Genomic DNA, 26731 nt, shown 5'->3' on the forward strand with positions numbered 1-26731 from the left:
ACCTGCAGCGCCTGAACTACTACCACCCGGCACTGCTTCGTTTGCGTCGCTGCGTCTGCAGCAGAGAAACGAGATTATGGAGAGCGATCGACAACCCGTCAAGCCCCTTCTGCGAATTTCTTTTGGGGACAGCACGTGGGGATACGGCCCCTATAGATAAGAAAACGGCAAGCCCCCTTGTGCAAGGACCAACGCGCCCCTATCTACGTCGTGTCCCGCGCATGCACACGGACTCCGCACCCGCGCAGTCTCACGCATGCATGCGACAACAGCGACGATGATTTGATGTGCACCCATGAGCGCGAACCCCCAAGCTCGTATATAATGCGAGCCGCGCAAAATTTCGCATGTCCATCGGCCCGCTTCGAGCGGGCTCATCTTTTTTGCTCCCCAGAGCACAGCCCAACAACCGCGTTGAGTCACATCAGGTGATGCTGAGCCCTGCTCGAAACGCCTGACGGTAGCGTCTTGCGTCTCATAGCGAAGCCTCTAGAGGAAATTACGTGAACCCTTTTGATCGCGAAGATTCGCAACACGAAACCGCCGCCTTCACTGCCAAAGTTCCGTCCGGCCGTTCGGCCAAAGGCAAGGGCGCCGGCAAAGCGATCCCTGTGGCAGCCGAGCTGCCGCCGCAACAAGCCGAAGAACGCCAGCGCCTGATGCGCGCACTGATCCAGCTGGGTAAAGAGCAAGGCTATCTGACCCACGCGCAGATCAACGACCACCTGCCCGACAACTTCACCGCAACCGCCGCGATCGACAGCATCGTCAGCGCGTTCGGCGATATGGGCGTGCAAGTGTACGAGCAGGCCCCGGACGCAGAAACGCTGCTGCTCAACTCGAACTCCCCCGCCGTGGTGTCGGACGACCAGGCCGACGAGGAAACCGAAGTCGCGCTGTCGACCGTCGACTCTGAATTCGGCCGCACCACCGACCCCGTGCGTATGTACATGCGCGAAATGGGCGCGACTGAGCTGCTCACCCGCGCAGGCGAAATTGCGATCGCGAAGCGAATCGAAGACGGCCTACACGAAATGGTGCAGGCGATCGCAGCATGCCCGCTCGCGATCTCCGCGATCCTCGCAAGCGCGCAGCAGGTTGCCGACGGCGAGTTGCGCATCGACGAACTCGTCGACGGTCTGAATGAAGAGACGGCCGCCGCGGAAGAAGTCGCGAGTGCCGATGCGGACGCCGACGAAGACAGCGATGCCGACGAAGACAGCGAAGATGAAGACAACGACGACGTCGGTCCGGCCGATTCGTCGGCGGCGGACGAAGCTCGCCTGAAGCAGCTCACGAACGACTGCCTCGAAATTTTCGCCCAGGTCGGCATTCTGTTCGACCAGATGAACGCGTCACACACGCGCGGCGACGTCACCTCGAAGGCCTATCTGCGCGCACGCGAAGACATTCAGCAGCACCTCGCGAAGATCCGCTTCACCGCACGCACGATCGACCGTCTGTGCGGCGACGTGCAGCACCAGGTCGCGCAAGTGCGCGCGATTGAGCGCAACATCTTGCAGATCGTCGTCTCAAAGGCTGGCATGCCGCGCGAGAAGTTCATCGAGACGTTCGCGGGTAGCGAGGCCGATCTCGGCTGGACCGAGCGTGCCGCGCGCACCGGCGCGTCGACCTATGGTGCGGCGCTCGAGCGTCATCTGCCGGCCATCCAGTCCGAACAGCAGAAGCTCATCGACATCGAAGCGACGGTGTCGCTGCCGCTCAAGCATCTGAAAGAGATCAACCGCCAGATGGTTGCGGCCGAATCGAAGATGCGCAAGGCCAAGAGCGAGATGATCGAGGCGAACCTGCGTCTCGTGATCTCGATCGCGAAGAAGTACGTGAACCGCGGCATGCTGTTCCTCGACCTGATCCAGGAAGGCAACATCGGTCTGATGAAGGCCGTGGACAAGTTCGAATACCGTCGTGGCTGGAAGTTTTCGACGTATGCGACGTGGTGGGTCCGCCAGGCCGTCACGCGTTCGCTCGCCGATCAGGCCCGCACGATCCGCGTGCCGGTGCACATGATCGAAACGATCAACAAGCTGAACCGCATTTCGCGCGAGATCCTGCAGCAGACCGGCCAGGAAGCGCATCCGGCAGTGCTCGCGGAACGCATGGAGTTGTCGGAAGAGAAGGTGCGCGGGATTCTGAAGATCGCGAAGCAACCGGTATCGCTCGAAACGCCGGTCGGCGACGACGGCGATGCGACGCTGGGCGACATGATCGAAGACGCGGCCGTGTCGTCGCCGGCGGATGCCGCGATGCAGGCCGACCTGCGTGCCGCAATCGACGACGCGCTCGATTCCCTGTCGCCGCGTGAAGCGAAGGTGCTGCGCATGCGCTACGGCATCAACACGAAGTCGGATCACACGCTCGAAGAAGTGGGCAAGCAGTTCGACGTGACGCGCGAGCGGATCCGTCAGATCGAGAGCAAGGCGATGCGCAAGCTCATGCATCCGAGCCGCGCGGACCGTCTGAAGTCGTTTCTCGACCGATAAGCGTTTGCCACGCTTGCCGTGCGCGCCGCACGGCAAGTCACACACGTCGTCATACACAAGCAGCGGGATGAACCGGTCGACGGTGAATCCCGCTGTTTGCTTTTGTGCTGTACCTTCCCGGTAGCCTTACGCGCGCGAGCTCTCCGCTTCGCGTCTCCCCTGTTGTCCACAGATTTTGGGAACAAGCTTGTGGACAAGCTGCGCATGACTGCGCTAACTCATTGAGCGTACTGCGTTTCGCGCTGGCGCCTTCGATGAGTCGCGTGTCCTATCGGTTGCCGCACACCGTGCAAACCACCGCCCAACGTCGCACGCTCAACGCGAGGCCAAGCTCAAAAGGCGCCACCATGATCCAGCAGGTTCAGCATGCCTTCGCCGGTCAGCGGCGCAGCCACGGTGCTTTGCCCCAGCATGTGCGCGTCGAGGTAGCCGGAAACCTGCAGCGTGTCGGCGGCAAAGCGCATCAGCCGATGCAGTACGATCGGCGCGCCGCAGCCGAGCGTGAACACGATGATCGCAAGGTTGCCGCACTGCAAGCCGAGCAGACGCGCAACGCTGACGTTGCTACCGAAATGCAATTGCGAGCCGAGCGACGTATTGCCCATCACATGGCGCGTCAGCGCGGCGACATAGAAGCCGCGGATCAGCATCGTGCCGATCGAGAACAGCGCATAAAACAAAAACAGCGATCCGAGCGCGGCCCGCCACGGCGCCACACCCACCCCCGACACGTGGCCGACATGCATCGATGCGAGAGCGCCCTTCAGAAACACCATGAACAGCACCGCAAAAAGAGCGACCACGCCGACGAACGTAACGAGGAACAGACCGTAGACAACCCGCGCCCGCCCCTTGAAGCGAAACGCCAGGCTACCGAAGCCGCTCGCGTTGATGCGGCGCTCCGTCAGACGCATCGACGTCCACGGCAACATCTGGCCAAGCGTGACAACGCACAAAAGCGCATACAGCAGCGCGCGCACACCGTAGCCGAGCGCCGAGCCGGTCATGCCGCCGCGAACACCGCACCACTGCGTGCGGCTCAGCCGATAGCGCTGCGCGCTGAAAAAAGCGCCCGCCGAGAACACGACGATCAGCAGATAAAACGCGACGACAGGCAACGAACCGAGTGCCGCGCTTTTCGTCTGCATGCGCAAGACCACACTCAGCGCGCCAGCCGCGAACGTCGCGCCCAACACGACCACGATCGCGACGAGAAAGCCCTTGAATAGCTCGCCCCCGGTGCCGGTGTACTCGAAGCGCTCGTCCTGAAAGCGCATGTGCGACCAGACATAGCGGCGGTTGTTCGTGGTCGCCCAGAAGCGGTAAATGCCGAGCGTCACGATTTGCAGCAGAAGGCTTCTGAAAAAGATGCCGTAGAGGTCGCCGAGCGTGCCGTCGTAGATCAGCAGCGGCCGCTTCTCGTCGAGTGAATTCATTGCGTTGCCCTCTTTTCTTCATTTAACGTATTTGTGGCCCGCTCACGCATACTCTTGCGGCACTCATGCGGCATGCGTGGGCGAACGCGACGGGCGACGGTGCTTTCCCGTGCGAAGACCGGCTCGCGTGGTGCGAGCCCATGCAAAACCTGTCTTTCAGACACGCAGGGAATCACGCAAAACGGAAACCGACCGGCAAACACATAATTACACGGTTTCGTATCTTTATAAATGGCATTTCCGCATATAAATCGGCCACCTCCATTACGAAATTTGGCAAGGCGCGAATTTATTCAATTCGCATAATCTTGAATTAACGCGCGCAATAACGATTTCATTGGGGGCGATCATTTGACGGTCCACTCGCGAGTGCGCCCCCGCCGTGGCAATCCTGTAGCCTCGCCCCCGGCTTGCCACGGCCGACCTGATGGCGCGGCATACGCGGACGAAAACGATTGCGTATTCACACGCAACGCAATTCACGATTAATAAGGAATGCGGTGAATTCTGCTAAATCGTCGCAATTTTTGGCATTGGAATAAAAAAACCCGGCTGCACATTAGATGCTCGCCGGGTAATCTTCCGCACTGCGCTGATTGTATTGATGCATTGCGGGTTTTATTGCTCCTCGAAGTACAGCTCGAGCGCGCGCTTCATTCGATGCACGCCGGTTTCGATCTCCTCGACCCCGGGCGCGGCAAACGACAGACGCAGCGCCGCCCTATCGACCGCGTCCTTGTAAAACGCGACGCCCGGCACGAACATCACGTTCTGTTCGATGCACATGCGCAGATAGTCGGACGCATCGCGCGCCGCGTTCAGACGCGCCCACACGAACATGCCGCCGGCCGGACGATGAAACGCGATCTGCTGCGCGAGATGCGTGTCGAGCGCATCGCATAGCGCGCGGCATTTCACGGCATATGCATCGATGATGCGCGGCAGATGACGCTCCAACGCGCCGCTCGCGAGGTACTCGGCGGCGATCACCTGGGTCCACGGCGCGCTGCACAGATCGACCGTCTGCTTGGCGACCACGCAGCGCCGCACGATCTCCGCGTGCGCGACCATCCAGCCGACCCGCAAACCCGGCGCGACGATCTTCGACAGACTCGAAAAATGCACGACCCAGTCGCGCGAACCGGGCACCTGCCCGCTCAACGCGAAAAGCGAAGGCACTGCCATGCCATCGAAACGCAGATCACCATACGGATCGTCTTCGACGATCATGAACCGATAGCGCGCCGCCAGGCTCAACAATGCGATTCGACGTTCGAGCGACAACGTCGCGCCAGTCGGATTCGCGAAGGTCGGCACCGTGTACAGCAGCTTGGGAGCGGGACGCAGCGTGCCCGATTCGAGCACTGCGGCGAGCTTCGCGACGTCGAGTCCGTGCTGATCGACGGGCACCGTGACGACGTCGGCCTGTTGCAGCTTCAGCGCCTGCAACGTGGCCGGATACGCGGGCTGCTCGACGAGCACGACGTCGCCGGGCGCCACCATCACCCGCAGCAGCAGATCGAAGCCTTGTTGCGAACCGGTCGTCACCAACAGGTCTGTTGGCGTGCATGGCGCGCCGCGCCGCGCCATCAATTGCGCAAGCTGTTCCTTGAGGATCGCGATGCCATCGGTCGGGCCGTATTGCAGACACAGCGTCGGCTGATGCGAGGCGCGCGCGGCCGCGGCATCGAGTCCTTCACGGTCGAACAGGTCGCTCGCCGGATAGCCGCCGGCGAACGAGATCATGCCGGGCTGCGCGAGGTATTTGAACAGCTCGCGGATCGGCGAGCCACTCGGTGCTTCGAATGCGGGATTGAATGAGAACATGATGACGGCCGCCTGCCTCTCGTGTGAGATCGATTGGGATGTCGAAGACGATCGGCGTCGATTGTCGCCATCGGCGGGATCTGCGGCAAACGATATCTATGCACTACTTATTGCGTTTTCCGCATGACCCCGCATCGGGCCATATAGGGGCGCTAGCTACACCACGTTCTTCTCGATGATCGGCCGGTTTTCGAGCACACGCGCGAAGCTCAGTGAACCGAGGTCGAGCGTCGCATAGCGGCCATGCAGAATCAATTCGCTGATGCCGCGTCCGGTTGCCGGGCCTTGCTGCAAACCGTGGCCGCTGAAGCCGTTCGCGAAGATGCAGTTATCGACATCCGGATGATGTCCAATGATCGCGTTCTGATCGAGCACGTTGTATTCGTAATAGCCGGACCAGCAGTTCTGCACGCGCAGCGCCTCGAATTGCGGCACGCGATTCGCGAGCGTCGGCCAGATCACGTCGTCGAATAGCGCGTGATCGACTTCGTCGAGCGGTAAATCGTCGGGGTCGTTATCGGCCGACGGCGACGTGCCGCAGATATAAGAATTGCCTTCGGGCCGGAAGTACACGCCGCTCGGATCGATCAGCAGCGGGCAGCGTTCGAGCCTTGCCGGCGACGTGACGTTGAAGATACTGCGCCGCCGCGCATGGACGGGCAGGTCGATGCCGATCATCTGCGCGATCTTGCGCGACCACGCGCCGGCCGCGTTGACGACGACATCGCAAGCATAGGTCTCGCCGTCCGCGGTTCGTACCTGAGTGACACGGCTGCCGTCGCGATGCAGCGCGGTGACGTCGGCCGCGACATAGCGCGCGCCGAGCGCCTGCGCTTTCTTGCGCAGCGCCTGCACGAGACCGTAGCCGTCGAACCAGCCCTCGCCGCTTTCGCCAAAAGCGCCGGCAACGAGATCGTCGGTATTGAGCCAGGGGAAGCGCGTTTGCAAGCCATGCGTGTCGAGCAGGCTGATATCCGCGCCGAGGCTTGTTTGCAGCGCGTGATTCTCGCGCAGCGTCGCTTCACCGGCCGATGTCGCGAGAAACAGGTAGCCGCCTTCGTGCAGATCGATTGACGGCCGCGTGCCGTCGACTTCCAGCCGCTCGCCGATCGAGCGCAGAAACTCGATGCCGAACAGCGACATCTGAATGGAAAGCGGCGTAGAAAATTGCTGCCGGATCGACGCCGCCGACAAGGCCGACGACGAACGCGCATAGGTCGGATCGCGTTCGATCACCGTGACGCCGACTGTCGGATCGGACAGCCGCAAGAAATACGCAATCGAACTGCCGATCACCCCACCGCCGACGATCACGACTTTCGAACTCACGTCTTACTCCACGAGTAACGTGGCCGCTCCGGAACGCCGGGCGGCGCAAACGGATTGCTATCTGCAACGCGCGGCCGTGGCGCGCCTGACGGCGACGTCACACTTGCGCGCGTCAGTCGAGATTGAAGTCGATACCCTGCGCGAGCGGCAGCGCCGACGAGTAGTTCACGGTATTGGTCGCGCGACGCATATACGCCTTCCACGCATCCGAACCCGACTCGCGGCCGCCGCCCGTTTCCTTCTCGCCGCCGAACGCCCCGCCGATCTCCGCGCCGCTCGGACCGATGTTGACGTTGGCGATGCCGCAGTCGCTGCCCGACGCGGACAGGAAGCGCTCAGCTTCGCGCAGGTCGCTCGTGAACACGCACGACGACAGACCATGATGCGCGGCATTGTTCGCGTCGACCGCATCGGCGAAATCGGCATAGCGCAGCACGTATAGAATCGGCGCGAAAGTTTCCTTCAGCACGACCGGCGTCTGCGACGGCATCTCGACGATGGCCGGACGCACGTAGTAGCCGCCCTCATAACCCTGCACGTCGACCCGCTCGCCGCCGAACACCTTGCCACCCTCGGCCTTGGCCTGCTGCAGCGCTTCCTGCATGCGGTCGAACGATTGACGGTCGATCAGCGGCCCCATCAGCGTGCCCTTTTCGAGCGGATTGCCGATCGGCACGCGGCTATACAGCTGCTTCAGACGCTCGACGGTCTTTTCGTACACGCTGTCGTGCACGAACAGACGCCGCAGCGTCGTGCAGCGCTGACCGGCCGTGCCGACCGCCGAGAACAGGATGCCGCGCATCGCGAGTTCATGGTCGGCCGTCTGCGCGACGATGCCCGCGTTGTTGCCGCCGAGTTCGAGCAGCGAACGGCCGAAGCGCCTCGCCACTTCGACGCCGACCTTGCGCCCCATTTCCGTGCTGCCCGTCGCGCTGACGATCGACGCGCGCGGATCGGCCACGAGCTTTTCGCCGACGTCGCGGCCGCCGATGATCAGCGCCGCGAGTCCAGCCGGCGCATCGCCGAATTCCTTCAGTGCATCTTCGAGAATCTTGTTCACCGCGAGCGCCGACAGCGGCGTCTTTTCCGACGGCTTCCAGATCACCGCGTTGCCGCACACCAGCGCGAGCGCCGCATTCCACGACCACACCGCCACCGGGAAATTGAACGCGGAGATCACGACGCAAGTGCCGAGCGGATGCCACGACTCCGCCATCCGATGCCCCGGGCGCTCGGACGCGATCGTCAAACCGTACAGCTGGCGCGACAGACCGACCGCGAAATCGCAGATGTCGATCATTTCCTGCACTTCGCCCATGCCTTCCTGCAGGATCTTGCCGGTTTCCAGCGAAACGAGGCTGCCGAGCGCGTGCTTCTGTTCGCGCAGCCGATTGCCGAGCAGCCGCACCAGCTCGCCGCGGCGCGGCGCCGGCACGTTGCGCCATACGGCGAACGCGTCTTTGGCACGGGCGAGCGCCGCGTCGACCTCAGCCGCCGTCTGGCTGGCCACACGGCCGATGAGCGCGCCGGTGATCGGCGAATGAACCGCGATATCGCCGGCTTGTGCGGCGTGGGCAATGCCGAGATCGGCAAGGATGGTGGACGCGTCCATGTGAACCCCTTTAATTTCCGATACGAAACAAGAGTAAGTTCGGAAACTATACACGCGGGTTTTTGTGGCGGCAAGGAGATGCCTGGGGAGTGAAATACCGGTTGACAAAAGGTAGCGTTGTTTCCAGAAGGAAACTTGGTCAAGCTCCAGACGCGTGTGCGAAGCCCGCGCGTCAAGCGTCAAGCATCGGTCGCGCCGTCCCCCTCCGCCGCCGCCGTCAACCGGTCGACCAGCACACGCGCTAACGGCGGCAAGTCCTGCAGGCTGCGCACGCAGATCTTCAGCTTACGCTCGGCCCACGGATCGTTCAGGCCGACGATCGCGATCTGCATCGTCTTTCTGTGCCGCAGCGCGACCGATTCCGGCACGATGCCGATTCCGACACCCGCCTCGATCATCCGGCACGCGGCCTCGAAGTTGCCGACCTGAATGCGAAGTTTGAGACGCGCGCCGAGCGCATCGGCGGCACTCGTGATGAATGCGTGGATCGCACTCGACGTCGGCAGGCTGACGAAGTTCGCGTTCAGCACCTGCGAGAAATCGACCGACGCCTGCCTCGCGAACGGATGCTCGCACGACGTCACGAGCACGAGCCGATCGTCGCGATACGGCAGCATCTGCAGATGCTCGGCATGCACATTGCCCGCGACGATGCCGATATCGGTCGCGCTGTCGGCGACGCCCTTGACGATCTCGCCGCTCAGCACTTCGCGCAGATCGATGTTCACGTCCGGGTGATCGCGCAGAAAACGGCTCAGCACGGCCGGCAGGAACTCGCTTATCGCGGTCGTGTTGGCCCAGATGCGCACGTGGCCCTTGATGCCATCGCCGTACTCCTGCATATCGCCGGCCAGATGCTCGACGCGTTCGAGCACGAGCCGTGCATGATGCACGAAGGCCTCGCCCGCGGGTGTCGGCGTCACGCCCTGGCTGGTTCGATAGAGCAGCTTGATGCCGAGCTGCTCCTCGAGATTCTTGACCCGGTTGCTGGCGGCCGGCGCCGACAGGTGCGAGCGCTCCGCCGCACGCGCGAGGTTGCGCGTGTCGGCGATGTGCATGAGCAAGCGTAAATCGACGAAATCGAAGTGCATGATGAAAGCTGCTAGCGAAGCATGGGCAGGACAGACTTTCATCTTAACCAGGTGTGGTGAAAATTTAGCCGGGGAAAGATCCGAATCGACGGCCTCCCTTCATGCGCGTACGGCCTATGCCGACTCTTGCATCATCTCCGCTTGCGGTATCAGCTCGGCATCGGGCGAGATCCCTTCGAGCGTCTGCTGACTCGTTTCGATGCGCAGCGCGAGAATCGCGAGGCTCAGCAACAACAGCACGCCACCGACCATCGTCAGCACACCCGTCACGCCGAACTGCGTGTAGAGCAGCAGCGCGACATACGGTGTCGACATCGACGCCGCGCGGCCGCACGTGCCGGCCACGCCGGTGCCGCGCAAGCGATGCGCGGTCGGAAACAGCTCGGGGATATAGCCGAACAGGCCGAGCGTGCAGACGGTGTAGATCGTCGTGACGAGCGCGAAGCCGACGACCGCGATCGGCACCGGCGTGCGCATCTGCACGTAGACGAAGCCGAGCACGACCGTTGCAAGCGAGAACAGCATGATGCCGTTGCGCCGCCCGAGGCGGTCCGTTACGAGATAGCCGACCACGGCACCGGCCGGCGCGCCGAACGACATCAGCAGCACGAAGCCGAGCGACTGCACGATGGTCAGGCCTTCCTTGACGAAGAACGTCGGCAGCCACGCGACGAAACCGTACAACGACATGTTGATCGCCATGCAGGTCAGCGCGGCGACCAGCGTGCGGCCGATCATGCCGCGCGCGAACAGCGCCGCGAACGGCGCGGCCGGCACCTCGTGACTGACCACGCGCGCGACCGGCGGGAGCTTGCCGACGCGCGCCTCGACCTGTCGCTCGATCGCGGCGACGGTGGCCTCCGCCTCTTCGAGCCGGCCAACCGTTTCGAGCCAGCGCGGCGACTCCGGCATCCGATGCCGCAGGAACCACACGACCATCGCGCCGACGCCTGCGATCGCGAACATATAGCGCCAGCCGAGATGTGGAATCACCCAATAGCCGACCGCGGTCGCGCCGAGCAGACCGGAGTTGATGATCAGCGCGAGCAACGCGGTCCAGCGGCCGCGCGTGGCGGGTGGCACGAATTCGCACAGCGTGCCCGCGGCGACCACGAGTTCGGCGCCGAGGCCGATGCCCATGATGAAGCGCAGCAGGATCAGCCAGTAGATGTCCGGCGCGAAGCAGGCGGCGAGCGATGCGAGGCCGAAGATCGCGAGATTGGCTTGATACGAATAGCGTCGCCCGAAGCGGTCGCCGAGATAGCCCGACAGGCCCGCGCCGATCATCATGCCCATGAAGGTCGCGGAGATGAAAAACGAGCCGAGGCGCAGATCGGTGAAGCCGGTTTTGACCATCGCCGCGAGCGCGCCGTTGGCGAGATAGATGTCGAAGGCGTCGAGGAAAGCGCCTGCGCCGATCAGGCCGAGGATGTTCCAGTGAAAGCGGCTGATCGGCAGGCGGTCGAGGCGTGCGCCGGAGTTGATGGGGGCGGGCAAATTGTGTCTCCTGTCTTTTTAGGCGGTGCACGGGCGAGAGGCTCGCGTGCGCGGAACAGTTCTGCGAGGCTGCCTTCGTTGGATGCGGCGGCTCGGGGCAGAGCGCTGAACGGCCGTAGTTGGATCGTGCGGGCCGTTGGCTTCAAGAGTGCGACAGGCGACGTGGGGTGGGAATTGGGTTTTTTGGAGGTGAGTGTTCCGGTTTGATTAAGGGATGAAAAAGAAGCGATTTGCATACCTGAAAGGCTGCAGCGCATCAGAGTCCGGTACTTCATTTCCAGGAATAAATTCTTCCCAAAAATCGGACTACGGCCTACTCTGTCGATGTACTCCCCCCGCATGTTGGCCGGCCATGCCCATTTCAAAGTGGCCCGATATCGGGCTTCGGAGCCGGTCGAACCGGATGATTTGAATGTAGACGTGCGTGCTGTTCAGGAGAACACACGGGGCATTCAGGTAGATTCTCGGAGGCAGAATGGTTGATGACTGGTCCTGCACGATGCGGACGATCGTCGACGAAATCGCCGCAAGCGTCGCGATCGTCGCGCGCGATGAGAGGGGGCAGCTGTTGGTTTCCGCCTGCAACGACCATTTCATGCAAATGACGGGCGGCAAGCGCAACAGCATCAAATCGTTCCCGGCGTCATTCGACACGCTGATTCCCAATTACGCCCGAACCGAATTTCGTCAGAAGCTCAGCGAATGCTTTGAATCCGGCGTCGCCCGCGAACTCGAGCAGGCTTACGACCTGAGAGACGGAACCCACTGGTGGCGCCTGTCGTTGAAGCCGCTGCGGCACAACAGAGGCGCGAATTCGGTGATCGAAATCATGGTGACGGGTCTCGAGATCACCGCAAAGATGGAGCTGATGCACGAGCTGGAAGTCAGCACGTCGCGTTTCCGCTCGGTGGTGGATGCCGCCTATGACGCGATCATTACGATCGACCAGCAGCACTGCATCACTCTCTTCAATCGCGCTGCGGAAAACCTTTTCGGCTATTCGGTCGAGGAGATGGTGGGGCACCCCATCACGGAACTGCTGCCCGAGCGCTATCGCGCCAATCACTCCCAGTACGTCCATCAGTTCGCCCGCTCGCCGGTGCGCTCGCGGCAAATGGACGAGCGCAACCGCATCTATGGGCTGCATCGCGACGGCTCGCTGCTGCCCGTCGAAATCGCGATCTCGAAGATCAACGTGGGCGGCCTGATCGAATTCACCGCCGTGATTCGCGACATCGCCGATCGCGTCCAATTGATGGATCTGCTGCAGAAGCAGGCCGTGACCGACGAGCTGACCGGCCTGCCCAACCGAAGGGAATTCGCGGACACGGTCGAGAACCTGCTGGGGTCGGACAGCAAGCTTTCGATCTTTCTCCTCGATATCGATTACTTCAAGAAGATCAACGACAGTTACGGACACGACATTGGCGACGAAGTGCTGCGCGTGATGGCCAAAGTCGTCATGAACGCCGATTGGCGCATCGGCGTGTTTGCCCGCTGGGGCGGCGAGGAGTTCGTCGCCGCGCTGCCGGGCCTCGATATCGAACAGGCGACGAGCGTGGCCGAAGACTTGCGCCAGACGATCGAGCAGCAGAACTTCGAGCATCCGTGGCGGCTCGGCAAGCCGATTCCATTTACGGTCAGCATCGGCGTGACCGAGCGCCTGCCTGGTGAGGATGACGTCGACGCCATTGTCAAGCGCGCGGACCTGGCGCTGTATCGCGCCAAGGACAGAGGGCGGAACCGCGTGGAGGTTGGTTAATGCAGGCCGTTTGAGTAACGGCCGCTCACGAGTGAGCGTTTGCCAACTCGACGACGAACTCCAGAAAGGCACGCGTCTTCGCCGGAACGTGATGGCGTGACGGGTAGCAGGCGTACAGGGGATAGCGCTCGTCAGGCCAGTCGGGAAAGAGATTGATCAGCCGCCCTTCGGCAATCAGTTGCTCGGCACCGAAAAGAAGCATCTGCGCGACACCGGAGCCAGCGAGGCACGCATTCAGTAGCGCGCCAGGATCGTTCACCGTCAATCGCCCGCGCGGTGCAATCACAGTTTTCTTGCGTTTGCGATGGAACTCCCAAGGGAACGGCTTGCCTGTCTCCGAATTGCGGAATTCCAGGCAACGGTGACCTGGGCCTTCGAGATCTTCCGGCTTTGCCGGGCGCCCACGTCGTGCGATGTACGACGGTGCGGCGACCGTGACCACGGCCGTGTCGAGCAGCTTGCGTGCGACGAGAGACGATGCCCTCGGCTCGCCGAACCGCAGCGCGAGATCAAAGCCCTCGAGAATGAGATCGCCCAGATGGTCGCGCGCGATGAACTCGATTTCGAGCTCAGGATGCGCGTCCATGAACTGGTCGAGGCGTTGCCCGAGTATCGCCCGGTAACACACCGGATCGAGGTTGACGCGCAGCTTTCCCCGCACCGCCGATGCGCCGCCAGCCGCGGCCACGGCGGCTTCCTCCAGCCCTGCGAGGTGCGGCATGACCTGCTCGTAAAAACGGCGGCCCTCGTCCGTCAGGGATACGGACCGCGTAGTTCGATTGAAGAGCCGGATCTTCAATCTCTTTTCCAGCCTTGCAATCGCCCGACTCACACCAGGCGGCGACATTCCGATCACTTCCGACGCAGCCGCGAACGTACCGGCGTCGACTACCGCCGCAAACACGCTGATGCCGCTCGAAAAATTTTCGATCCTCGATTTCATGGTCGCGCGATTCAAAGCAGGTGACTGAGCTGGCATTATCGCCGGCCCAAGCCCCGTCGCGCCATTTATCCGGCTGTCTGGTTCTGCGCGGCCACTTCTCCACCATCGGCCCGAGTGACGGCGTCGCTGCGATCCGTCCTCGTATTGATGAACCATGCGGAAACCGAAGCCAGCAAGAAGCAGCCGACGAAAAGGTGGAACACGACATTGAAGTCGTTATTCGTGCTGGTCAGGATGTAACCGACGATCAGCGGGGAAAGAAATCCTGCCAGTTGACCCGCTGCATTGACAAAGCCGATTGCCGATCCGACGACCTTGTTCGGCAGCGCGACGTTCGGGATCGTGTACAACGAACAGCCGGCCATGGTCGAGAAGAAATAGCCGATCGTCTGATAGAACACCGCCGTTTCCACGGTCTCCGCATGGGCCGTCAGATACGCAAAGATGGCGGCCACGATGCAGCCGAGGACGACAAGCAATTCGCGACGATTGCGGAAGAACTTGTCGGAGAGAAAGCCCGTGATGCAATAGGCAATCGTGCCGACGAGAAATGGCACCGACGCCATAATGCCCATTTTGGCCGTCGAGAGGCCGCGCGCTTTCAGCAGGTACGTCGGGAACCAGCTCATGATTCCCCACGAGGCGATGCTGAATACGAACAAGGTGACAAAGCACCACCAGACCAGTGGCGTTTTCACCAGTCCAGCAAAATCCGCTTTGCCGGCGGACGCAGACGAAGCCTTTTCGCTGGTGCCGATTTCCTCTAATTCGATATTCGAAACGTGCTTGCTATCCTTCGGGCTGTTTCTGATATAGATCCAGCCGAATATCGCCATCGCGATACCGGGAATGAACAGACTCGTGAAAATCGCGCGCCATCCCCACACTGCCATCACGGCCGCCACGAACAGCGGAGCCAGTGCGGGTCCCAGCGCATTCGTGGTCATCATCAGCCCGGTCGCCCGGCCCGATTCGCGCTTCGGGAACCATGCCGACAGCGCCTTGAACGCGGCCGGAGGAAAGAGCGCTTCGCCGACGCCGAATGCGACCCGCACCACCAGCATCAAGCCGAGCGAATTGCACAGTCCGGTAAGCGCGGTGAAAATCGTCCACCACGTGATGCCGATCGTCGTCATCAACCGCGGGCCGAATCTGTCTGCCAGCAGGCCGGCCGGGATCTGACATAGCGCGTAGCTGAAGAAGAACGCACTGAGGATTCCTCCCATTTCGATCGCCGACAGATGAAACTCGGACGCAATAAATGGAATAGCCGCCGCCATGATCATTCTGTCCATATAACAGAGCAGATAGATCGCGAACAGAATCAGCAGCACGAGATAGCGATGTCTCCAATGAAAGCGCATGAGGTCTTCCTTATTATTAAGCGACAGCGGTGAAGCGAATTTCGAGCTCTAGCCGTTCAGTTGGCGATATGAGAACAACTTGAAGTCGGCAGGTTCGCGAAAACCGAGCATGTCATTGGCGGTGATACCTGCGAAAGCCCCCGTGAAGCCGATTGGGGTGGCATATTCATCGCTGAGTTTCGTGAAATCCTTTGCCAGTCCGAGGTCCTTCCAGTCACCGTGTGCCACGCGATAGAAGAAGCTCAGTTTTGCGTCTACGACGCGGATCCGCAGGTCGATCCCGGTGGACTCGGGCAGCGTCGCCAGTCGATTGCTATAGGCGAAGCTGCCCGCATCCATTTCCATGTAGGACAGGATTTTCGTGCCGTCGTCGTCGCGCGTGACGAACAGGTAGTAAAAGGTGTTTTCGTCGTAACGCGCCATGAGCCCAGCCATGTGCAGATATGACTTGGGCGAAAATTCCAGCGCTGTTTCGACCTCGAACTGCCAGTCACGGATTCGACAGGCCAGCATGCTTTGATGGAAGCGCGAGGTTGGCGACTCTTGTCCCCTTATCCGCAGATAGCCCGGACGGTCGTGAAGATTGCACCAGTCGTCGCTAATGGGAATGCGCAGACTCTGCAGTTCCAGCGGCAGCGCGGCGCATTGTCCGAAATCGATCGCCCAACTGCTGTCGAGCCTTTGCTCGATCTCCGAGTCGATCGCAAAAGATTCGGCGGGGACCACTCCGCCAGTGGCGAGGTGGGGCCAGTCGGCATGCCATTCGATCGGGACGATGCAGGTCTCGCGGCCTAGCGGCGAGCGCTTCGTTTGCGCATCGATTGGTCTCGATCCGAGGTACGTCATGTACCACCGGCCATTCGGACCTTCGACCAGATTGCCGTGGCCGGTCCGCTGGATCCGTCCATTCGCGTCGCGCGACGTGAGCATCGGCGTGTCAGGATGAAACTCGTATGGACCGAAGATATCGCGGGACCTGGATACGCACGTTGCATGCGTATAGCCTGTGCCGCCCTCCGCCGTGATCAGGTAGTACCAGTCCCCCCTCTTCAATAAATGGGGAGCCTCGTATATCTGACATTTCATGAAGTAATCGGTCTTCAGGTTGGCGCCTTTGTAAATGACGCGCTCTTCACCGATCAGCTTTTCCTCCTGCACCGAGTATTCCCGTAGAACGATTCCGACGAAAAGATCTTCGTGGATTCCTCTGAAGTCGCGCCGGATATAAGCGAGCCACTTTCTGCCGGATTCGTCGTGGAACAGCGATGGATCGTATCCACCGGAGACGAGATGGACGGGCTCCGACCAAGGTCCGGCAATGTCCGGGGCGGTCACGAGGTAGTTGTGCATGTCGCGCAGCGGGGAAATCTTCTGCTCGCCTTTCCATGCCTTGGTGTCGGTATACACGAGCCAGTAAAGACCGTCGTGATAGGACAGGGCTGGCGCCCAAATGCCTCCGGACGGCTGCTCTCCGATCAGGTTCAATTGCGGCAACCTGTCCAGCGGCGTGGCCTTGAGTTCCCAGTTGACGAAGTCTTTCGATTCGTAAATGAGAACGCCCGGATACCATTCAAACGTTGAAACCGCGATATACCACGCATCCTTGCCACGGCATATACAAGGGTCCGGGTTGAAGCCGCGCAGAACTGGATTTTGAATAGTACTCGTCGGGAAGGTATTTTTCTGACGTGCTGAAAGGAACAGATCTTTTTGCTTTTCGGCGAACATTGTTACCGATAACAATTCAATCTAGCATGTGACCTGCTAACTGTTCAAGTGCGATGATGGGAGGGTATTCCCTTGGGTGAGGTGCTTACTGGTACGTCGTCCGAATGACCAGCAGGCGATGTAGGAATCCTGCTATGAGGGCACGACGAAAACGGCGTTGTCAGAAGCTCTCGGAGTTGCCCAAAACTCTCCGCGCCCGCAGGATCACCGGCATATCGACCATCTTTCCATCCACGGCGACTGCCCCGCCATGGCTCGCCTCGACAGCCGCAAGCACGCGTCGCGCCCACTCCACCTCGGCGTCACTCCATGCATATGCGCGGTGCACCGCCTCGATCTGCTTCGGATGAATGCAAAGCTTGCCGCCGAAACCAAACCGCCGCCCGCGCCGTGCATCGGCTTGCACCGCATCAGCATCGGTAATGGCCGTCGATACGCCATCCACCGGCGCACCGATGCCGGCCAACCTCGACGCAAGCACGATCTGCGAGCGAAACAGATGCAACTCCTCGCCATCCCCATCGATGCCGAGATCAACCTGAAAATCCAGCGTACCGAACACGATACGCAGCACGCGCGGCGCGCCGCATAACTCCGCAAGATTCGCGAACCCGCACGCAGTCTCGACAATCGGCAGTACGCTTAACGCCGGATGCGCGTTCGCCAGCACCGCGCAGATCTGTTCGCGCGTCTCAGCCTTCGGCAGCACGATTCCTGCGACGCCGCTCTGACAAACGAGCGCAGCAACGTCATCTGAAAACCAAGGCGTATCCGAGCCATTGATACGCACCCACACGGCCCGCGATGCGTTAGCCGATACCGCAGCCACCACCGCCGCGCGCGCCGGCACTTTCTGATCCGGCTGCACCGCGTCCTCCAGATCGAGAATCACCGCATCCGCGCCGGCCGCATAGGCCTTGTCAAACCGCTCAGGCCGATTCCCAGGCACGAACAGATATGACCGGGGCAGCGCGCTCACGCCGCCACCTTCGTGCGCGCAGTTGCATCGAATACCGGGCCAATCTGGGCCACTTCGGCAACACCCCACGCCCGGCGAAGCAGTTGCGCCGCTTCCTCTTCACTAGCCGCACCCGAAAATGTCGCCAGCCGATGCAGCTTCGTCGCAATCTCGTCGCGCGACAACGTGTTCCCTGGATCGCCCTTCGGCTCGTCGACACGCCCATCGAACACGCGGCCGTCGGTCGTGGTCACCGTGACCTTGCCTATCCAGCGCGCGGGATAGGCGGCGTCGACTTCGGCGTCGAGCGTCATCGTGACCTTGTCGCGAAACACAAGGATCTCGCTCGCGTCGAAACCCTGCTCGAATTCGGTCATGCCCGCATAGCCGTGATGCGCGACGAGCCCGAGCACCGTACCCATGTTGAACTTGGCCTGATGCACGGTACGCGGCGCGATCACGGGACCGAGCACATCGATCGCGCCTTGATGCACGTGCGCGACGACATTCGCGATGTCGCGCGGCGCGAGACGATGCGCCCGCACCACAGCGAGCAGCGCATCGGCGGCGGGATGCGTATGGCGGCACGCCGCGTGATATTTGAACGACGTCTCCGCGGTCGCCCAGCGGCTGCCAAGGCGATCGACGAGGCGAGCCGGATCGGCATCGCTCGACATGCCCGCGGCCATGCCCTGCGCGCCTTCGAGAATGTGCGTCGCACCCTTGAAGCCGTCGGCGGCGAGTTGCGCGGCCATCAGGCCGTTCGCGGCGGCCATCGCGGTGTGCAGTTGCTTCGAGTCGGCGGCGTCGCGCAGAAATTCCCACAAGCCGCTAGCCTGTGTGCCCGCCGAGCCGAACGCATCGAGCATCTGCGACGGCGCCAAGCCCAGCAATCGTCCTGCAGTTGCCGCCGCTGCGAGCGTGCCGACCGTGCCTGTGGTGTGAAACACCTTGTAGTGCGAGCGCCCGAGAAATTCCCCGATGCGAATGCCGACCTCGTATCCCGCCACGGCCGCCGTGATGAAGTCGCGCCCCGACGCTCGCTTTGCCTGTGCCAACGCGAGCGCAACCGGAAACACCACGGTCGCAGGATGAAACACCGAGCCATTGTGCACGTCGTCCTGTTCGGCGAAATGCGATGCCGCGCCGTTGATCATCGCGGCGAAATACGGCGTTGTGCGGCCGCGATCGATCAGTACCTCGCAGAGGCCCTCGTTCGTCGCACCGGCCGCCGCGCGCGCAAACCGAGCGATCGTCTCGACCGGGCGAGCGCCTTTGCCTGCAAGCGCCGAGCCGAGCCAATCGACGTACAGGTTGACGGTCCGCTCGACGACCTCGTTCGGGATACTGTCGAAGTCGAGTTGCGCAGCGAAAGTGGCGAGCGTGAGACTGGGATGGTCGTTCATGAGTGTCGTGCGCCGTGTGATGCCAGGTTGCATCGGGTTCGTTCGGAATACCGGCTTGTCATCCCGCATCACATGCATGCGGGCGCGAACCGAAACAGGCTTACTGAATCAGATCGTGCCGGCCGCGCGCAGCGCGTCGATGCGCGCATTGTCGTAACCAAGCTCGCGCAGAATTGATTCGGTATGTTGACCAAGCGTAGGTACAGGGTCCATCCGAGGCTCGATGTCGGAAGGCAAACCCGGAGGCCGCAATGCCGGTATCGTGCCCGCTGCCGTGCCGACTTCCTGCCAGCGCTCGCGTGCCTTCAGTTGCGGATGCGCCCACACGTCCGCGAGCGTATTCATCTGCGCGTTCGCTATGCCTGCCTGATCGAGTCGCTCGATCACCTGCGCGGCACTCAGCTCCGCGAACGCCGCGACGATCACCTCGCGCAATGCATTACGCGCCGCGGTGCGTTTCGAGTTCGATGCGAAGCGTTCGTCCGTTGTCAGCTCAGGCTGTTCGAGCACGCGCTCGCAGAACAGCTTCCATTCGCGTTCGTTCTGCAGGCCGAGCATGACCGTCTTGCCGTCGCCAGCGGGAAACGGGCCATAAGGATAGATCGTTGCATGCGCGGCGCCCGCGAGCGCGGGCTGCGACTGACCGTCGATCGCGTAGTAGAGCGGATAACCCATCCACTCGACCATGCTCTCGAGCATCGACACGTCGATACGGCAACCGCGCCCCGTGCGTCCCCGCTGCAACAGCGCGCTCAGGATGTTCGAATAAGCGTACATGCCCGCCGCGATATCCGCGATCGAGCAGCCCGCCTTCGCTGGCGCGCCTGGAGAGCCGGTGATCGACAGAAACCCGGACTCGCTTTGAATCAGCAGGTCGTACGCTTTCTTGTCGCGATACGGACCGTCCGCGCCGTAGCCGGAAATATCGCAGACGATCAGCTTCGGATACTTCTGACTCAGCGTGTCGTAGCCGAGGCCGAGCCGTTCGGCCGCACCCGGTGCGAGGTTCTGCACGAGCACGTCGGCATCGGCAACCAATGCATCGAGAATCTCCGCCGCCGCGGGCTGCTTCAGGTCGAGCGAAAGACTTTCTTTCGAGCGATTGGTCCACACGAAGTGCGACGACAGCCCATGCACGCGTTCGTCATAGCCGCGCGCGAAATCGCCGACGCCGGGCCGTTCGATCTTGATCACGCGCGCGCCGAGATCGGCCAGTTGACGCGTGCAGAACGGCGCGGCGATCGCGTGTTCGAGCGTGATGACCTTGATACCGTCGAGTGGTCTCATGATGTCCGCCAGCGGGTCAGAACGAACGCGGCAGCCCGAGGATATGCTCGGCCACGTACGAGAGAATCAGATTGGTCGAGATCGGTGCGACCTGATAAAGACGCGTTTCGCGAAACTTGCGCTCGACGTCGTATTCGCACGCGAAGCCGAAACCGCCGTGAAATTGCAGGCACGCATTGGCCGCTTCCCACGACGCGTCCGCAGCGAGCAGCTTCGCCATGTTCGCTTGCGCGCCGCACGGTTGATGCGCGTCGAAACGACGTGCCGCTTCGAAGCGCATCAGGCTCGCTGCCTCGACGTTGATGAACGAACGCGCGATCGGAAACTGCACGCCCTGATTCTGTCCTATCGGCCTGCCGAACACGACGCGCTCCTTCGCGTACTCGGTGACTTTGTCGACGAACCAGTAACCGTCGCCGATGCACTCCGCGGCGATCAGCGTGCGCTCCGCGTTGAGGCCATCGAGAATGTATTTGAAGCCTTGCCCTTCCTCGCCGATCAGATTCTCGGCCGGGATTTCGAGGTTGTCGAAAAAGAGCTCGTTGGTCTCGTGATTGACCATGTTCAAAATGGGCTGCACGGTCAGGCCATGACCGATCGCTTCGCGCAGATCGACGATGAAGATCGACATGCCCTCCGATTTCTTCTTCACGTCCGCGCGCGGTGTGGTGCGCGCGAGCAGGATCATCAGGTCCGAGTGCTGCACGCGCGAGATCCACACCTTCTGACCGTTGATCACGTAACGGTCACCGCGCCGTTCGGCGGTGGTCTTGATCTTCGTCGTATCGGTGCCGGTGCTCGGCTCGGTCACGCCCATCGATTGCAGACGCAAGTCGCCGTTCGCGATCTTCGGCAGATACTTGCGCTTCTGTTCTTCCGAACCGTGCCGCAACAGCGTGCCCATGTTGTACATCTGCCCGTGGCACGCGCCCGAGTTGCCGCCCGCGCGATTGATCTCTTCCATGATCACCGAGGCTTCCGTGAGCCCGAGCCCCGAGCCGCCGAAGTCCTGCGGAATCAGCGCGGCGAGCCACCCGGCCTTCGTCAGCGCGTCGACGAACTCTTCCGGATAGCCGCGCGCCTCGTCGATCTTGCGAAAGTACTCGCCGGAAAACTGCTGACACAGAGCGCGCACGGCCTCTCGAATGTCCTGGAACGAATCGTGTTGCGTGGTTTGCATAGTCGAGTCCCGTGGAATTCAGGCGAGCGCGGCGGTCGCGCGCATGGTCAGATAACCTTCGTGGTCCTTCGCCCACAGGTCGATCGTCTTGCCGTCGGCGGCAGGCTTGCCGCATACCGTGAACGGCTGATCCGCGAACGTGGGGCGAAGCGCGCGAAACGCGAAGCTTTGCAGCGTCGCGTGCGGCAGTTCGCGGCGCACGAGATCGACGAGCAGCGTCGCGATCAGCGGGCCATGCACGACGAGGCCCGGATAGCCTTCGACTTGCGTGACATAGGGATGGTCGTAGTGAATGCGATGGCCGTTGAAAGTCAGCGCCGAGTAGCGGAACAGCATCACGGCATCGGCGTCGATCGTGCGGCGCCACGTTTCGCCTTCGGGTGCGGGCGCCGGCTGTTGCGGCCGCGCTCCCTCCTGCGGCGCGTCGCGATAGACGATGTCATGCTCCTCTTCGAGCTTTAACTCGCCATCGACTTCGATCGTATGTTGCACGGTGACGAACACGAGGCGGCCCGAGCGGCCGGTCTTGTCCTCGATATTGGCAATCGTCGACGTGCGCCGCGCATGCTGACCGATCTTCAGCGGCGCATGAAACGTGAGTCGGCCACCCGCCCACATGCGGCGCGGCAATGACACGGGTGGCAGAAAACCGCCCCGCTTCGGATGTCCATGGGGACCGACTTCGGATAGCGGTGCGACCGGCAGAAAGTACAGCCAGTGCCACAACGGCGGCACGCTGTCACCGCTTTCCTCTCGATCGAGCGTGGCGGCGAGCGCCGCTAACGGAAACGCGGTGATGTCGTCTTCGGCCACCGCCTGCTTGTTGAGCCAATCGTCGAGCTTCTGTGGGGCAGCGGACATGGCGGAGTCTCCTAGTTTAGTGTGTTGGTCCTCGTTAGGGCCCACTATGACCGACGCGCTGTGTGCCGCGAAGTTCGATTTTCCGAAGCGGGCCTTTGGCTTTGGTTAAGACGTTAGGCCCAGCGCGCGGCGCTGACAATCTGTTTTCGGCGCGATCCGATGTGGCCTCGCCTGGTCGCATTTGCGTGGCGCAACGATGCTCCTTCACCTGCTCGCTTATTTGAGCCCGAGCCGTTTGGCCAGCCGATTCAGATTCGCCCGGTCCAGCCCTAGCTCGCGCGCGACCGCCGCCCAGTTTTGCCTATTGCGGATCAGCGCTTCGAGAACGAGATTGCGTTCGAACTCGGTGACCGCGCTGCGAAAGTCTTTCGTCTCGCTTTCCTCGCTCTGCCTGGCTGTTTGGTTGGCTTCTTGATTCTGTGCGTCGGACAACGCGAAGTCCGCGGCCGTCAACGTCAGAATACGGCGGCGCTCACGACTGGCCGCCAACGCCTTCAGCGCACTGCGTCCGATCAGATGCTCGAGTTCGCGCACATTGCCGGGCCATGAGTAGTGCAGCAACGCGGCCTGCGCGTCGGCCGCAAGACGCAGACTCAGCAAACCGAGCCGCGAGCGATTGTCTTCGAGGAAGAAGCCCGCCAGCAGTAGCACGTCGCGGCCACGCTCGCGCAACGGCGGCACGCGCAGCGGATACACGCTGAGGCGATGATAGAGATCGGCGCGAAAGCGGCCCGCGCGCACTTCTTCGGCGAGATCGCGATTGGTTGCGGCGATCAGCCGCACGTCGACTCTGTGTTCGTGGTCCGAGCCGATGCGCTGCAACTGGCCGTTCTGCAGCACGCGCAACAGTTTCGCCTGCATCGCGAGCGGCAACTCACCGACCTCGTCGAGGAAAATGGTGCCGCCGTCGGCGAGTTCGAACTTGCCGCGCCGATCCGCCGACGCCCCCGAAAACGCGCCGCGCACGTGCCCGAACAGCTCGCTCTCGACGAGCGTATCGGGCAATGCCGCACAGTTCAGGCTGATCAGCGGCTTGTTCGCGCGCGGCGACAGCGCGTGGATCGCGTTCGCGACCAACTCCTTGCCGACGCCGGTCTCGCCGGTGACGAGCACGGTCAGATCGCTGGCGGCCACCACCTCGATCTCCTTCACCATCCGGCGGTGCGCATCGCTGCTGCCGATCAGCTCGCGCCGGCTCTCGCTGCTCGCCAGCCGATAAGCTTCCGCGCGACGCTGCGCCTCTTCGCCATTGCGCGCCAACGCGTCGATGCGTTCGACGACGCTGACGGTCGCGGCCGCGAGGCCGAGAAATGCTTGCAGCGAAGCCATGTCGAGCGTGTTGAAGCGCGCCGGGTCGAGTGCGTCGAGCGTGAGCAACCCCCAAGGCTCGCCGCGGATGAACAGCGGACACCCCAGACAGTCGTGCACTTCGAGATGCCCGGCTGCCATGCCTTGCACGAGGCCATCGTAGGGATCGGGTAGATCGGAGTCAGCCGCAAAGCGCGTCGGCCCTGGCTGGGCCAGCAGTTCCTGAAAGCGCGGATGCTCGGCGACGCGAAAACGCCGCCCGAGCGTATCGCTGCTCAAGCCGTCGATCGCGAGCGGCACCAGCGTATCGCCTTCCAGGCGTAGCAATGCGGCCGCGTCGCCAGGAAACAGCGAGCGCAGCGCGCTGAGCAGCCGCCGATAACGCTCGCGCTCGGACAGCTCGCGCGACAGGTCGAGAATCAGAGGGGTAAGAACGTCGAGGACCGCCTCGGCAGTCAGATTGACTGCGGGGCGAGTCTTTTCGACCAGGGTCGAATGAACCATCTTATTTGCCAGATCGTTGATCTAAATGCATTTTATACCTGGCACGATTCGTGGTTAGTAGAGGCAGTCTGCCGGAACCGGCTGCGACACTCGCTTATAGACAGACGCTCACACAGACTCTCATCAGGACTTGAAAATATGCTATCCGCCGAACACCGCGCCATTATCAAAGCAACCGTGCCGCTCCTGGAAAGCGGCGGCGAGGCGCTCACCACGCACTTCTACAATCTGATGCTCAGCGAACATCCGGAAGTGCGCCCGATGTTCAATCAAGCCAATCAGGCGAGCGGCATGCAACCGCGCGCGTTGGCCAACGGCGTGCTGATGTACGCGCGCCATATCGATCAGCTCCAGCAACTGGGCGGGCTCGTCGCGCAGATCATCAACAAGCACGTGTCGTTGAACGTGCAGCCTGAGCACTATCCGATCGTCGGCAAGTGCCTGCTGCGTGCGATTCGCGAAGTACTCGGCGCGGACGTCGCAACCGACGCCGTGATCGAAGCGTGGGCCGCCGCGTATCAGCAACTCGCGGATCTGCTGATCGGCCTCGAAGAGAAGATCTACTCCGAAAGCGCAGCAGCTCCCGGCGGCTGGCGCGGCACGCGGCTGTTCCGCGTCGCGCGCAAAGTGCGTGAAAGCGACGAGATCACGTCGTTCTATCTGCGTCCCGACGACGGCGGCGAATTGCTCGCGTTTCAGCCGGGTCAGTACATTGGCGTGCGTCTGGTGATCGACGGCGAAGAAGTGCGCCGCAACTATTCGCTGTCCGCATTGAGCGATGGCCACGAATATCGCATCAGCGTGAAACGCGAACCGAATGGAACCGTGTCGACGCATCTGCACGAGCAGATGAAGGAAAACGACACGCTCGAACTGTCCGCGCCGGCTGGCGAATTTACGCTGCAACCCGGCGACAAGCCGTTGGTGCTGATCAGCGGCGGCGTAGGTATCACGCCGACGATGGCGATGCTGCAAGCCGCGCTGAAGACCAATCGTCCGGTGCATTTCATTCACGCGGCCCGTCATAGTGGCGTGCATGCGTTCCGCGGCGCGATCGATGCATTGGCCGCGCGCCATCCGCAACTGAAGCGCTTCTATTGCTACGAGCAGCGCCGTGACGGCGATGCCGACGCGCACGCAGTCGGTTACGTCGACGAAGCGAATCTGAAGAAGTGGTTGCCGGAAACGCGTGACGTCGACGTGTATTTCCTCGGGCCCATCGCGTTCATGAAGGCGATCAAGAAAGGCCTGAAGGCGATCGGCGTGCCGGAATCGCAGAGCCGTTATGAGTTCTTTGGGCCGGCTGCCGCGCTCGAATAACGCACTCGAGTAATCGACGAGTACTTGCCCTCTTTGGATCGTTGCGAAGCGTATTCAAAGACGGGCATCTTCTGGTTTCAATCACGCCTGTGGGTTTGGCCTCGTAAGAAGCGGGCCGAGTCTGCTGTGCGTTCTAGCGCTCTCTTCCGCGGCTAAATGCCCACCAGCCTGTCAGCCCGGTAGAGCCGGCGACCAGCAACACCATCACCCAAAATCCATGCTTGTTCTCGGCGAGCGGAATGCCACCGACGCAGCAATCTAACCCGCTCGATCAATCCGGCCACGTCCGAAAGCACGACCGAGAACTCCTCCGTCGATTCACGCAGATCCTGCACCTCTTCCACATAAAGCCAGCGAGGCGGCCTCGCCAGCAAGCGGAAAATTGCGCCCGGTTCGGGTGCCAGCATCCGCTGCAGGCGTGTCAGCGTGCGACGCATCGCGCCGAGGTCGAGGCGGTTTTGCGTCGGCCGTTGCGACAGGAAGCGGTTCTCGATTCGATCGACGTCGGCACTGTTTCGGCGGACGATCTGCACGAGCAGGTCGGCCTGGTCGCGCGATTTCGGACAGGATGAACTCGAGGTTGAACATGACGTCGTTGACGACTGCGCGCAGTGCGCCGTCCGCATGCTCGATCCGCGTCGAATGCGAGCCTTCGCGCAAGGCGTCGAAAAACGCTTCGGGCAGATCGAGTGTAAGCGGTCAATTAACGACGCCCATCAGAGTTGTTGAACAGGGCAATAGACTTACCGCAGTTCGGCGGGCATGCACCAGGGAAGAAGCGCGGCGTAGTCGTCGACGGTCTGCGCGAGCGGTAGGC

The 26731-nt window shown here is 61.9% G+C and carries 18 protein-coding genes and 1 pseudogene; 3 read left to right on the top strand and 16 right to left on the bottom strand.

The window, feature by feature from the left end:
* Positions 1-503 precede the first annotated feature (503 nt).
* Positions 504-2501 carry an RNA polymerase sigma factor RpoD gene (rpoD, locus tag AB3X96_RS40035; RefSeq protein WP_368594104.1) on the top strand — a complete coding sequence of 666 codons (1998 nt, stop codon included), beginning with the start codon at positions 504-506 and terminating at the stop codon, positions 2499-2501.
* Positions 2502-2833: 332 nt separating this feature from the next.
* Here the strand turns inward: rpoD and AB3X96_RS40040 are convergent, their stop codons facing one another.
* The 6 genes from AB3X96_RS40040 to AB3X96_RS40065 form a co-directional block, all read right to left on the bottom strand.
* Positions 2834-3937, bottom strand: a complete 1104-nt coding sequence (locus tag AB3X96_RS40040; protein ID WP_368594105.1) for a YjgN family protein — start codon at positions 3935-3937, stop codon at positions 2834-2836.
* Positions 3938-4555: 618 nt separating this feature from the next.
* The gene (locus AB3X96_RS40045; protein WP_368594106.1) at positions 4556-5764 is read right to left on the bottom strand and encodes a PLP-dependent aminotransferase family protein; all 1209 of its coding nucleotides are present in this window, start codon (positions 5762-5764) and stop codon (positions 4556-4558) included.
* A 156-nt stretch (positions 5765-5920) separates the two neighbouring features.
* On the bottom strand, positions 5921-7093 hold the full coding sequence (locus AB3X96_RS40050; protein WP_368594107.1) for an NAD(P)/FAD-dependent oxidoreductase: 1173 nt from the start codon (positions 7091-7093) through the stop codon (positions 5921-5923).
* A 112-nt stretch (positions 7094-7205) separates the two neighbouring features.
* Positions 7206-8705 carry an aldehyde dehydrogenase family protein gene (locus tag AB3X96_RS40055; protein ID WP_368594108.1) on the bottom strand — a complete coding sequence of 500 codons (1500 nt, stop codon included), beginning with the start codon at positions 8703-8705 and terminating at the stop codon, positions 7206-7208.
* Positions 8706-8884: 179 nt separating this feature from the next.
* Positions 8885-9796 carry a LysR family transcriptional regulator gene (locus tag AB3X96_RS40060; protein ID WP_368594109.1) on the bottom strand — a complete coding sequence of 304 codons (912 nt, stop codon included), beginning with the start codon at positions 9794-9796 and terminating at the stop codon, positions 8885-8887.
* A 114-nt stretch (positions 9797-9910) separates the two neighbouring features.
* Positions 9911-11293: an MFS transporter gene (locus tag AB3X96_RS40065; RefSeq protein ID WP_368594110.1), complete on the bottom strand. Its 1383-nt coding sequence runs from the start codon at positions 11291-11293 to the stop codon at positions 9911-9913.
* Positions 11294-11768: 475 nt separating this feature from the next.
* On the opposite strand from AB3X96_RS40065, the gene AB3X96_RS40070 reads away from it, so the two are divergent.
* Positions 11769-13055, top strand: coding sequence for a sensor domain-containing diguanylate cyclase (locus AB3X96_RS40070; protein ID WP_176107278.1), 1287 nt, complete (start codon positions 11769-11771; stop codon positions 13053-13055).
* Between the two features lie 25 nt (positions 13056-13080).
* Here the strand turns inward: AB3X96_RS40070 and AB3X96_RS40075 are convergent, their stop codons facing one another.
* The 9 genes from AB3X96_RS40075 to norR all read right to left on the bottom strand — a co-directional run bounded on the left by AB3X96_RS40075 (position 13081) and on the right by norR (position 24594).
* Positions 13081-13998, bottom strand: a complete 918-nt coding sequence (locus tag AB3X96_RS40075) for a LysR family transcriptional regulator (RefSeq protein ID WP_368594111.1) — start codon at positions 13996-13998, stop codon at positions 13081-13083.
* Positions 13999-14063: 65 nt separating this feature from the next.
* Positions 14064-15362 carry an MFS transporter gene (locus AB3X96_RS40080; protein WP_368594112.1) on the bottom strand — a complete coding sequence of 433 codons (1299 nt, stop codon included), beginning with the start codon at positions 15360-15362 and terminating at the stop codon, positions 14064-14066.
* 48 nt (positions 15363-15410) lie between these two features.
* The gene (locus tag AB3X96_RS40085) at positions 15411-17090 is read right to left on the bottom strand and encodes a glycoside hydrolase family 43 protein (protein ID WP_368594113.1); all 1680 of its coding nucleotides are present in this window, start codon (positions 17088-17090) and stop codon (positions 15411-15413) included.
* Between the two features lie 160 nt (positions 17091-17250).
* Positions 17251-18069, bottom strand: a complete 819-nt coding sequence (locus AB3X96_RS40090) for a CoA ester lyase (protein ID WP_368594114.1) — start codon at positions 18067-18069, stop codon at positions 17251-17253.
* Entirely contained in the window at positions 18066-19454 is a 1389-nt protein-coding gene (locus tag AB3X96_RS40095) for an MmgE/PrpD family protein (protein WP_368594115.1), read from the bottom strand. Before AB3X96_RS40095 ends, AB3X96_RS40090 begins: the two co-directional genes overlap by 4 nt.
* Positions 19455-19562: 108 nt before the next feature.
* On the bottom strand, positions 19563-20741 hold the full coding sequence (locus AB3X96_RS40100; RefSeq protein WP_368594116.1) for a CaiB/BaiF CoA transferase family protein: 1179 nt from the start codon (positions 20739-20741) through the stop codon (positions 19563-19565).
* A gap of 16 nt (positions 20742-20757) precedes the next feature.
* Complete coding sequence (locus AB3X96_RS40105; RefSeq protein ID WP_368594117.1) at positions 20758-21921, bottom strand: acyl-CoA dehydrogenase family protein; 1164 nt, start codon at positions 21919-21921, stop codon at positions 20758-20760.
* Between the two features lie 18 nt (positions 21922-21939).
* Positions 21940-22782 carry a MaoC family dehydratase N-terminal domain-containing protein gene (locus AB3X96_RS40110; RefSeq protein WP_368594118.1) on the bottom strand — a complete coding sequence of 281 codons (843 nt, stop codon included), beginning with the start codon at positions 22780-22782 and terminating at the stop codon, positions 21940-21942.
* A 216-nt stretch (positions 22783-22998) separates the two neighbouring features.
* The gene (gene norR, locus AB3X96_RS40115; RefSeq protein ID WP_368594119.1) at positions 22999-24594 is read right to left on the bottom strand and encodes a nitric oxide reductase transcriptional regulator NorR; all 1596 of its coding nucleotides are present in this window, start codon (positions 24592-24594) and stop codon (positions 22999-23001) included.
* 138 nt (positions 24595-24732) lie between these two features.
* Here norR and hmpA point away from each other — a divergent pair, with 138 nt between their 5' ends.
* Positions 24733-25914, top strand: a complete 1182-nt coding sequence (gene hmpA / locus AB3X96_RS40120; protein ID WP_368594120.1) for an NO-inducible flavohemoprotein — start codon at positions 24733-24735, stop codon at positions 25912-25914.
* Between the two features lie 133 nt (positions 25915-26047).
* Here hmpA and AB3X96_RS40125 read toward each other — a convergent pair.
* Positions 26048-26604 (bottom strand): annotated as a pseudogene (locus AB3X96_RS40125) (magnesium transporter CorA); the annotation flags it as partial.
* Positions 26605-26731 lie beyond the last annotated feature (127 nt).

The organism is Paraburkholderia sp. BR13439 (genome assembly GCF_040948805.1).
Taxonomy (GTDB): domain Bacteria; phylum Pseudomonadota; class Gammaproteobacteria; order Burkholderiales; family Burkholderiaceae; genus Paraburkholderia; species Paraburkholderia youngii.